Source organism: Kitasatospora sp. NPDC001159, from assembly GCF_053598235.1.
The window spans coordinates 41503-52528 of the sequence record NZ_JBSFJV010000059.1; the positions used below are offsets into that span (position 1 = coordinate 41503).

The 11026-nt window shown below is 75.6% G+C and carries 4 protein-coding genes; all 4 read left to right on the forward strand.

What is annotated here, in order from left to right:
• Window positions 1-68: 68 nt before the first annotated feature.
• The 4 genes from ACWC9T_RS26640 to ACWC9T_RS26655 are packed head-to-tail and all read left to right on the forward strand — an operon-like array spanning window position 69 to window position 10937.
• Entirely contained in the window at window positions 69-926 is an 858-nt protein-coding gene (locus ACWC9T_RS26640; RefSeq protein WP_449823575.1) for a DUF4132 domain-containing protein, read from the forward strand.
• Window positions 923-5995, forward strand: a complete 5073-nt coding sequence (locus ACWC9T_RS26645) for a hypothetical protein (RefSeq protein ID WP_449823576.1) — start codon at window positions 923-925, stop codon at window positions 5993-5995. Before ACWC9T_RS26640 ends, ACWC9T_RS26645 begins: the two co-directional genes overlap by 4 nt.
• Window positions 5992-7152 carry an ATP-binding protein gene (locus ACWC9T_RS26650; protein WP_449823577.1) on the forward strand — a complete coding sequence of 387 codons (1161 nt, stop codon included), beginning with the start codon at window positions 5992-5994 and terminating at the stop codon, window positions 7150-7152. The genes ACWC9T_RS26645 and ACWC9T_RS26650 overlap by 4 nt, the downstream gene beginning before the upstream one ends.
• A gap of 2 nt (window positions 7153-7154) precedes the next feature.
• The gene (locus tag ACWC9T_RS26655; RefSeq protein WP_449823578.1) at window positions 7155-10937 is read left to right on the forward strand and encodes a vWA domain-containing protein; all 3783 of its coding nucleotides are present in this window, start codon (window positions 7155-7157) and stop codon (window positions 10935-10937) included.
• Window positions 10938-11026 lie beyond the last annotated feature (89 nt).

The window sequence follows — 11026 nt, forward strand, 5'->3', positions numbered from 1 at the left end:
CGCTACGTTCCTCGCATCGCTGGTCAGACGGCGATCAGAACGACGTTCCCGGTGGGAGGAGTACGGCCGTGGCATGGGTGGAGACGGGCGCGGGAGGGTACCGCGTCGCGCTCGACGGGGAGGGCAAGGTGGTGTGCCGCAACGCGGCGGGCCGCGAGCTCAAGTCCCTGCCGTCGAAGCTCGGTGACGACCCGGTGGTCACCCAGCTCAAGCAGCTCGCCGAGTGGCTGGCCGCGCACGAGCGGCGCTGCCAGGAGGACGTCGAGCGGTGGATGGTGCGCTCGCTGCCGGTGCCCGCCGCCGTGATCACCGCCGTCTGGCCGGACGAGGCCTGGCAGGTCGTCCTGCGCGACCTCGTGGTCACCGGCCCGGACGGCGCCGTCGCCGGATTCCTGCGCGGAGCCGACCCCGAGCGCGGCCTCGGCCTGGTCGACCTCGACGGCGACACCGTGCGCCTCACCGAGGGCGAGATCCTGATACCCCACCCCGTGCTGCTCCAGGACCTCGACGAGCTGCGCGAGTTCGCCGTCGAACTCGGCGTCACCCAGCGCGTCCAGCAGCTCTACCGCGAGGTCTGGCAGCGGCCCGAGGAGGTGCCCGCCAGCAGCGAGGTCACCACCTACTCCGGCGGTCGCTACCGCGAACTGCGCGAGCTGATCGGCCGCTGCAACCGGCTCGGCTGCCGGGTCCGGGGCGGCTCGGCCGTGCAGTCGATCACCGAGGGCGGCCGCGCCGTCGAGGCCCGGGTATGGGTCGGCGACTACTACGAGTACGACGCCTGCGAGACCGGCGCGCTCAGCTGGGCGGGCTCCGACGGCAGGGCCCTGCCGCTCGCCGAGGTCGGTCCGGTGGCCTGGTCGGAGGGCATGCGGATGGCCGCCGCCCTGTACGCGGGCCGCACGATCGAAGGGGAGGAAGCCGCATGACCACCACCGTCCCGAACCAGGGCACCGCGACGCCCGAGGCCCTGCTCGACGCCGGGGCCGTGCTCCCGCCCGGCACCCTGTCCGGCGCCGGCCGCCCCGGCAGCGCCGCCGACGTGCTGACCGCCCGCGCCTACGCCCACCCAGCCCTGGACGGCCGCCGGATCGTCCGGCTGATCCCCGGCGCGCTCGGCCGGGCCGAGGACCTCGCCCTGGAGTTCCTCGGCCTCGCCCCCGAGGGGGAGCCCGCCGAGGTCGGCCAGGTCCGCCAGGAGGCGCTCGGCTTCCCCGCCTGGGCGCTGGTCCACGACCCCGCCAACGGACACCACGCGCTGGCCCTGGTCAAGGAGTTGGAGCGGCTCGCCCGCCAGGCCGGGTCCAAGCCCGGCGCCGCCAAGGACGGCTTCGAGGAGCTCGCCGTCAGGCTCGGCCGCGCCGTGCCGCACTTCCTGCCCACCTTCTGCGAGGAGGTCGGCCGGATCTTCCTCACCCACGGCAACCAGACCTACGCCGCCGCCTGGTTCGGCAAGGCCCGCGAGGCCGAGCGCACCCACAGCCTGACCGTGGACGAGGAGCGGCTGCGCGCCGTCTTCCTGGAGTTCGCCCTGGCTGGCGCGCTCACCGTCAAGTCCCTGCGCCAGTACGTCAAGGAGCTCGCCCAGCGGCTCGATCCGCTGACCGCCTGGCAGCGCTTCCGCCAGCTGTGCACCGAGCGCTCAGCGGCCGGCATGGCCCCGTACGCCGGGGTCGCCGAGGACGCACGCGCGCTGATCCGGGCCGCCGGGCTGGACCGCACCGAGCACGAACAGGCCCTGCTCGCCGAGCTGTTGGAATCACCGGCGGTCAACCGGGCGCCCGCCGCCTTCTGGAAGTCCTGGCACGGCCCGCTGGTCGCGCTCGGCCGGAAGGACGCCGCCGTCCGGGCCCGCCTGCTGGAGCTGCTGCCCGACCCGGCCGGCTCCGACGCGGCCCCGCACGACACCGCCTGGCTCGAGGTCCTCACCGAGACCGGCGCCGAGCAGCTGCTCACCGGCCCCCGCGCGGACGGCACCGAGCCCGCCGCCGCCTGGCTCCAGCGCTGGTGCCACCACCTCGCCCGCGGCTGGCGCGCCCGGCCCAGCTGCCCGGCCACCCTCGCCATGGCCGGCCGGATGGCCGAGCGGCTGCGCGCCGACGCAGTCCCGGTCGACCTCTTCACCGGCATCCGCGCCAGTCACACCCGACTCGACCTGCTGGACGTGCTGCTGGCCGCCGGCGTGCCGGTCGCCGACCCGTCGCCCGGGGACCAACCCGACCTGCGCGGCTGGGTCGAGCAGTGCGGTTCCGACAGCACCCGCCTCGCTGCCGTCGCCGCTGACCCGCGCTTCCGGCCGCTGCTGCGGCAGGCCACCCCGCCCGCGTGGCAGACGGCCGTCAAGCGCCAGGTGCCCGCGCTGCCGCTGATGCGCCAGCTGTTCGCCGAATGGGCCGAGGACCGAGCCGACGAACTGGCCGCAGCCCGCGGCCTGGCCGGCGCCGCCGACCTGGTCCGCTCGCTGACCCAGTACCGCACCGCCATCCGCGAGGTCGCCCCGGCCGCCGCCGAGCGGATCGCCGCCCTCGACGTCGCCGCGCTGCTCGCCCGGGCGCTCGGCGCCGGCATCCTGGACGAACTCGGCTGGCCCGCCCTGGAAGAGGCGCTCGCCAAGCTCGCCGACCCGGCCGACCCCAACACCCCCGAGACCGGCGGGAAGAACGACGCCCCCGGCTGCCGCACCACCGGCCTGACCGGCCTGATCGTCGAGGACGCCTGGCCGAACCTGATCCTCGCCCACCTCGACAAGGCCGTGGTGGTCGGCCCCCAGGGCATCGTGCTGGAGCACACCCTGCGCCTGCCCAAGCTGGAGAAGTGGAACCGGCCCCGGCTGCGCTTCGTCGACGGCGAACTCCTGGTCGCCTACCACCAGGACGGCAAGCAGGTCGGCTACTGGTCCAGCCGTCCGGACGAGACCGTCGCACTCGGCGGCGAGATCATCGCCGGCCACCACTACGGCGAACGCCGGCCGGCCGCCCCGTCCCTCCCCCTGCCCGGCGGCGGCCGCACCACCGGCGAGCGCCCGCTGCACCCTGGCGACACCCGGCTGCCCGCCGAGCACCGCGTCCTCAGCGACGGCACGGGCTACTGGACGCCGCGCCCGGGCGGGCAGGGCCTCGTCCTGCACGAGTTCGACCCGCTCACCGGCACCCTCGGCCGTGCCGCCGAACCGCCCGTGATCGCCGCCACCGCCGCCGCCGGCCGACTCGCCGACGGAAGCCCCCGACTGCTGCCGCTGCTGCCCGGCCTGGAGCAGACCCCGTTCGGCACCGACGGCACGGTGCTCGGCAGCTGGGAGCGGATCGACCCCGGGCGGGCCGTCACCACCTTCACCGCCGACGGGCAGTGCATCGTCCTGCCGCTGACGGGCAACCGTCGGGTCTACGGCCCGGTTGGCCGACTCGCCCTGCCCGGCGACGCCCGCCCGGTCGTCGTCGACCCGACCGGCGACTCCTTCTCCCTCTGCCTGCCCGACCTCGCCGACACCTGCGACCGCACCGCCGACCTGCGCTCCTGCCGCTCCGGCGGGCTCTCGGCCGCCGGCACCCTGCTCGTCCCGCCACGCGACCACTGGCACGCCCTGCGGCCCCGCGACGAGGCCGGCTCGCGCGTCCTGCGCACCGTCGACGCCGAGCAGGCCGCCGCACTGATCGACGCCGCCTGGCCCGTCGACGTCCAGCCGAAGCCGGAGGACGAGCGACTCTGGATCACCGTCCAGGGCGTCCGGCGTCAGGTCGCCCAGCACGAGAGTGCCCGCCGCAGCCTGCCCGTCCGGGCGGTCGGCGAGCTGCTGCCCGGCATCAGCCACCCACTGCTGCTGGCCGGCGTCGCCGGGCTCGCCCGCGCCGCCGCCGACCTGCTCGACCGGATCGCCCGCTTCGTGCCGCAGCCCGAGGCCGAGAGCCCGAGCACGACGGAGGTCGCCGAGTACCGGCCCGCCCACGGCCGTGACCACGAACTGCGCGACGCCGTCGGCGCCGTCCTGCCCGGAACCGGTGGCTTCGGCGGCAGCTGGGGCACCGACGACCGCTACTGGGTGCTCAACAACCTGCGCACCGTAAGCGGCGTGCTCGCCGCCCCGCCCGCCGCGAGCGGCGAGGGCTGGAGCACCCCGGCCACCGTCACCCTGCGCGGGGGCGACGCCAACCACGGCTGGCTGCACCTGCTCGGCCGGCTGGACATCCTCGCCCACGCCATCACCGCCCCGCTCACCGAACCGGCCCACCGCTCCACGCTCGTCCTGCTGCTCGGCGAGCTCACCAAGGGCCCGCTCGCCGACCGCGGCACCACCCTGCGCGAGATCGTCCTCGCCGAGACGGACGATCGCGCCAAGACCGCGGGACCGGTGACCTTCCGCCAGGGCGAGGTGCTGCGCCACGGCGAACGCACCGTCGTCATCCTCGGCCACCGCAGCCACAGCGTCGACGGCACGGTCCAGTGGCTCGCCGCCGACCACGACCCGAGCGGGAAGTTCGGCCCCGTCGCACACTTCACCACCGTCGAGGAGCGCGGCACCGAGGAGCGGGTCAGCGCCGCCTGGATCGCCAAGTTCTGGCGGGTCGCCGCCCTGCGCGGCGCCGTCCCCTGGGCCCCGGAGCGGGCCGCCGCCTTCGCCGAACTCACCGGCATCGGCACCACTCGCGCCGCCCTGCTGCTCAGCCCGCCGCCGACCCTCTTCCAGCGGGGCAAGGCCGCCGTGCCCGCCGAGTACGGCCTCAAGACCGCGGAGGTCATCGCCGCCCGCGACTGGCTGCGCGGCCACGACCACAACGCCCTCGCCGACGTCTGGGGCGCCCTGCTGCCCACCGACGACCCCAAGCGACTGTGGACCGAGGGCCCCGACCTCGCCGCCGGGGCCGAGGCCTGGATCCGCCACTTCGGCCGGCTCGTCACCCTCCCCGAGGACGCCCAGGCCGGTGTCAAGGGCGTGCCGATCAGCCGCATCGAAGCGGTGCTCAACCCCGCCCACACCCCCTGGCTGACCGGCACCACCGCCTTCAAGTTCGGCGACGCCAGCCAGGGCACGCCGCAACTGCTCGCCGAGGACCCGACCGCCGTACCCGACGCCGGCGCCCTCCACCAGACCCTCGACGCCCTGCGCTGGCTCGCCTACCACCTGTCCGCCGACAGTCCCCTGCGTGCGCTGTTGCCCCGGGCGGCCGCCGCGCTGCAGACCCGCCTCACCGACCCCGGACTGCTGCTCGACTTCCACCTCGTCTATGCCCCCAAGGGCGGGCCGATGTCGGCACTCGTGCGCACCTACTTCGGCCTGCCGGCGGAGGGCGGAGCCGACCGGGACGGCCTGGTCCGCTGCGGACAGGCCGTCGTCCTGACGCCCTACCACGGGGAGTACGAGCGGGTCTGGCTGCGCCCGGCCGGACTCACCGGCCCCGACGACCCGGTGCTCGACCTGCTCGGCGGGCTGGGCAGCAACCACTGGTTCGACAGCGGGCGGGCCGCCATCGAGTGCATCCTGCGCGGCGAACCGGAGCGCCTCGCGGTCGCTGCCGCCACCATCGCCACCGCGGCCGACGGCCCGGCCTGGTTGCAGAACCCGCAGCTCACCGTCCCCGACCTGGTCGCCGAGGCGGCGATCACCCACGGGCTCGGCGAGGACGCGGCCGCGCTCTACCTCCAGCTGCTCGCCCTGCCCGACCCCACCGACCGCAACACGGCCCGCTGGACCGGCTGGAAGCCCGCCAGGCTCAAGCGCGCCCGCGCCGAACTCGCCGTCAGCGGCCTGGTGCTGGAGGCCAAGCGGGCCCGGGCCGGCCGCAGCCTCTTCCTGCCCGGCGGCTGGCTGGAGGCCAAGGCCCCCGCCCTGCCGGTCGAGATCTGGAAGGCCGCCCTGTACGAACTGCCCACCTACCACCGGCCGGTGCTGGCGCAGCTGACCGTCCCCGAGCTGTTCGCCAAGGCGTGGCAGCGCACCCTCGACGGCGACGCCCCCGGTTACGAAGAGCTCCAGACCAGCAAGCGCAGGAAGGCCCGCCGATGACTGCCACCGAGACCACCACTGGCCCCCACACCACTGGCCCCGTACGGCAGATCGTCCCGCCCGAGGAGAAGTACGCCGCCGAACTGGAGTTCCTGGCCGCCCACGACAGCGGCCCGCGCCCGCCCGGCTGGCGCCTGACCCCGCGCGCCGTCGTCACCTTCGTCATGGGCAGCGACGGAGAGAAGCTCAAGGCCGGGCGTCGCGGCCTGGCCATCGAGCCGAAGTTCGTCGGCGAGCGCGCGCTGGTCGAACGCTGCGTCGTCACCCTCGCCGGGGAGCGCGGCCTGCTGCTCGTCGGCGAGCCCGGCACCGCCAAGTCCATGCTCTCCGAACTGCTCGCCGCCGCCGTCTGCGGCACCAGCGCGCTCACCGTCCAGGGCACCGCCGGTACCACCGAGGACCAGCTCAAGTACGGCTGGAACTACGCCCTGCTGCTCGCCAAGGGCCCCAGTCGCGAGGCCCTCGTGCCCTCCCCGGTGCTCACCGCGATGACCGCCGGGGCGGTCGCCCGGGTGGAGGAGGTGACCCGCTGCCTGCCCGAGGTGCAGGACGCCCTGGTCTCCCTGCTCTCCGAACGCCGCATCGCCGTACCCGAGTTGGCCGGTAGCCCGGACGGTCAGCTGCACGCCGCCGCCGGCTTCACCCTGATCGCCACCGCCAACCTGCGGGACAAGGGCGTCAGCGAGATGTCCGCGGCCCTCAAGCGGCGGTTCAACTTCGAGACGGTCGGCCCGATCGGCAGCCTCGCCGCCGAGGTCGAGCTGGTCCGCCGCCAGTCCACCGCCGCCGTCGCGCGGGCCGGTGCCGGCTACGCCGTGGACGACACCGTCCTGGAGGCCCTGGTCACCGCCTTCCGAGACCTGCGCACCGGCCGCTCCACCGAGGGCTGGGACGTCGAGCGCCCCTCCACCGTGTTGAGCACCGCCGAAGCCGTCTCGGTCGCTACCGCGCTCGGCGTCACCGCCGCCTACCTGCCCGACGGCGGCGACCTCCTCGGCCGGCTGCCGGGCCAACTCCTCGGCGTCGTCCGCAAGGACGACCCGGCCGACGCGGCCCGCCTGCTCGGCTACTGGGACGGCCCGGTCCGCCGCCGCGCAGAACAGGGCGCCGCCACCTGGCGCACCCTGTGGGACCTCCGCTCGGCGCTGGAGGCCTGACGATGACGAGCAGCGCGGTGAAGCCAGCCCCGGACGGCGTCGGCGCGATCGACGCCGGTCCGGACGTGCGGACCGAGACGGAGCGGCTGGCCGGCTCCGGCACCGACCGCCCCGGGCCCTACCTGATCGGCGTGCGCCACCACGCGCCGTCCCTGAGCGCGGTCCTCCCCGCGCTGCTCGACGCCGCCCGGCCGGAGGCGGTACTGGTCGAACTGCCCGCCGAGTTCCAGCCCTGGCTCGACTGGTTGGCCGACGACGCCACCGAGGCCCCGGTCGCCCTCGCGGCCGCCCCGGTCGGCCCCGAGGAGTCGACCGGCCCGGCCTTCTACCCCTTCGCCGAGTTCTCCCCGGAACTCGTCGCCCTGCGCTGGGCCCGGCGCAACGGCGTCGAGGCCATCGCCTGCGACCTCCCGCTCGCCCACCGGGCCGCCGCCCGGGGCGCACGACCGGTCGGAAGGCCCGACGCCCCCGGGGTGGTCGACGCGCTGCGCCACCGCCTCACCGGCCGGGACTCCGACGAGGACCTCTGGGACCGCCTGGTCGAGACCGCCGCGCCCGGCTCCACCGCCGAGGCCGTCCGGCGAGCCGCCCTCCTGGTCGGCTGGGCGCTGCGACACGACGCCGAACACGGCCCCGGTGTCGACCCGTACGACGTGCGCCGCGAGGCCTGGATGCGCGCCCGTATCCGGGACGCCTCGGCCGGCGGGCGCCGGATCGCCGTCGTCGTCGGCGCCTTCCACGCCCCGGCCCTGCTGGACGGACCGACCGCCGCCGAGGAACCGCCCGGCCCGGAAGACCCCGGACACGTCCTCTCCCTGATCCCGTACACCTACCCGCTGCTCGACGCGCGCTCCGGCTACCCGGCGGGCATCCGCGACCCGGAATGGCAGCACACCGTCCTCGACGCCGGCGGCGACCCCGAGCGCCTCACCGAGGCGCTCACCGCCACCGCCGTCCGGATCTGCGCCGCCCTGCGCACCCAGGACCACCCCTCCGGTCCGGCCGACGCCCGCGAGATCGTCCGCCTGGCCGGCGACCTCGCCCGCCTGCGCGGCCACGCCGCCCCCGGCCGCGGCGAACTCGTCGAAGCCGTCCAGACCGTCCTCGCCCAGGGCGAACCCCTCGGCCGCGGCCGGGCCGTCGCCCGGGCCCTCGAAGAGGTCCTGATCGGCACCCGCACCGGCCGCCCCACCCCCGCAGCCCCGCGCAGCGGACTCACCCCCGCCGTCGAAGCCCTCCTCGCCGAACTCGGCCTCCCCGGCCCCACCGACCCCGGCCCGCGGGAACTGCGCCTCGACCCGCTGCGCAGCCCCCTCGACCGCCGCCGCGAGATTCTCCTCCACCGCCTCACCACCTGCGGCGTCCCCTACGCCGACCCCGTTCCCACCACCGGCCCCGGCGGCACTGAAACCCTCGGCACCCGCTGGCGCCTGCACTGGACCCCCGCCACCGCCGCCATGCTCACCGTCGCCGCCACCCGCGGCGTCACCCCGGACCAGGCGGCCGAGGGCATCCTCCGCACCCACCTCAACGACGACCCCACCCCCCGCGAGATCATCGACGGCCTCACCGCCGCCGCCTCCTGCGCCCTCCCCACCCTCACCGCAACCCGCCTCACCCAACTCACCACCACCCTCCCCACCTCCGCCACCCTCCCCGACCTCCTCGACGCCCTCACCCTCCTGGACCGCCTCACCGCCGGCCACTTCCCGGGTGCCACCGCGGCGGCAGAGCCCCTCGCGGGTGTCGATGCGACGCCTGCAAGCGGTCAGGGCGGCGCCGAAGGCCTGGCGCCTGTCGGTGCGAGTGCGGGTGCGGGTGCGGGTGACGGAGTGTTGGCTGCGGCGTTGCCGTTGGTCGCGGGTGTGCTGCCTGTTGATGCGCCTCCGCTCGGAGTCTTGCCTCCTGCCGGGGTCGCAGCGGCTGTCGCCGTGCTCCCGTCGGGAGCCGTGCCGTCCGCCGCGCCTTCGTCCGGTGGCGGGCAGTTCACGGCCGCCCAGGAGGTGCTGACTGTCGCTGCGGTGCGGCAGTTGGAGGGGATGGGCGGGTCGGACGACCCGGCGGACGCGCGGGCGTTGGTGGAGTTGGCGCGGCGGGCGGACCGCCTGGGTGGGGTCCGGTTGGGCTATGTGCTCGGCGAACTCGCTGAGCGGGGGAGTCCGTTGGTGCGCGGGGCGGCCGGGGCGGTGCGGGTGCTGCTCGGGCAGGAGCCGGCGGAGGTGTTCGGCGGGCGGGTCGCGTCCTGGGTGGACGGCGCGACCGACGTGCGGACGCGGCATGTGCTCGGGCGAGCGCTGATCGGGCTGTTGACCGCGGCGGAGGGGTTGTTCGACAGCGCGCCCGAGGCGCTGGAACCCGTGCTGGAGCGGGTCGGTTCGCTGCCGGACACCGCGTTCCTGGACCGGTTGCCCGCACTTCGCGGCGGCTTCGACACGCTCAGCCCGGCCGCCCGGGACCGGCTGCTGATCCTGGTCGAGGAACGCCTGGGCACCCGGCTCACCGCCCTGCCCGAGCAGACCGACCCGGCCCTGGTGGCGCGTTGGGTCCGCGCGGACCTGGTCGCCCGCCATGCGCTCGCCGGTCGCGGCCTGCTGCCACCCGAACCCCGACACACCGAGCCGGAGCCGGCCCCGGTCCCCGTCGAACGGTCGCCGCACCCTGAGCGGCGCACCCTCACCCCCGCCGAGCGCTGGCGCCTGCTGCTCGGGCGCCCCGGAAACGACGGCCTGAGCGGCCGCTGCGCCCGACTCGCCACTGCGCTCGACGAGTTGTACGGCAGCGGCCACGGCGAGGGTTCCGGCCCCGGCCTCGACGGCAGGAGTGGCAGGGGAGGGGGCCGTGAGGCACCGTTCCCCGGCGTGCGCGAGTGGGCCGAGGAGTTGGAGGCGCTGTTCGGCCCGGGTGTCCGGGAGGAGGTCCTCGCGGCCGCCGTCGCGAGCGGCCGGACCGACGTCCTGGATGCGATCGACCCGGCCGCCGTCCGCCCGTCCGTCGAGCTGTTGCGTACCGTGCTCGATCACGCGGGCGGTCTGCCCGAGGCGCGGGTGGCCCGGCTGCGGCCGCTGGTGCGGCGTCTGGTGGACGAGTTGAGCCGTGAGTTGGCGACCAGGCTGCGCCCGGCGTTGACCGGGATCAGCCTGCCGCGGCCGTCCCGGCGCCCGGGCGGGGGGCTGGACCTCGACCGGACCATCCGGGCCAACCTCGCCACCGCCCGTCCCGCGCCGGACGGCACCGGCACGCTGATCGTGCCGGAGCGCCCGGTGTTCCGGACCAGGGCGCGGCAGGCCAACGACTGGCGGCTGATCCTGGTGGTGGACGTCTCGGGGTCGATGGAGGCCTCCACGGTCTGGGCGGCGCTGACCGCCTCGATCCTGGCGGGGGTGCCCTCGTTGAGCACCCACTTCGTCGCGTTCTCCACCGAGGTCCTCGATCTGACGGAGCGGGTGGCGGATCCGCTGAGCCTGCTGCTGGAGGTGCGGGTCGGCGGCGGTACCAGCATCGCGACCGGGCTGCGTTACGCGCGGGAGCTGGTGACGGTGCCGTCCCGGACGCTGGTCGCGGTGGTCAGCGACTTCGAGGAGGGCGGCCCGGTCACCGGGCTGCTGGCCCAGACCCGGGCGCTGGTGGATTCCGGTGTGCACCTGCTCGGCTGCGCGGCGCTGGACGACACCGGGACGGCCCGCTATTGCAAGGCGGTCGCGGGCCAACTGGTCGCGGCCGGAATGCCCGTGGCGGCACTGAGCCCGCTGGAACTGGCCCGTTGGGTGGGGGAGAAGGTGCGATGAGTTTCCTGAGTCAACCCCTATGCCGCCAGGGCCGTCTCGGCGGGCCTGTTGATCTTGTTGTTGGCTTGATGGGTGGCGGGGTCGTAGCA

Excerpts from the sequence above, each read along its gene's own strand:
- ACWC9T_RS26650 (WP_449823577.1), top strand. The coding sequence starts at position 5,992 with ATGACTGCCACCGAGACCACCACTGGCCCCCACACCACTGGCCCCGTA.
- ACWC9T_RS26655 (WP_449823578.1), top strand. The coding sequence starts at position 7,155 with ATGACGAGCAGCGCGGTGAAGCCAGCCCCGGACGGCGTCGGCGCGATC.
- ACWC9T_RS26645 (WP_449823576.1), top strand. The coding sequence starts at position 923 with ATGACCACCACCGTCCCGAACCAGGGCACCGCGACGCCCGAGGCCCTG.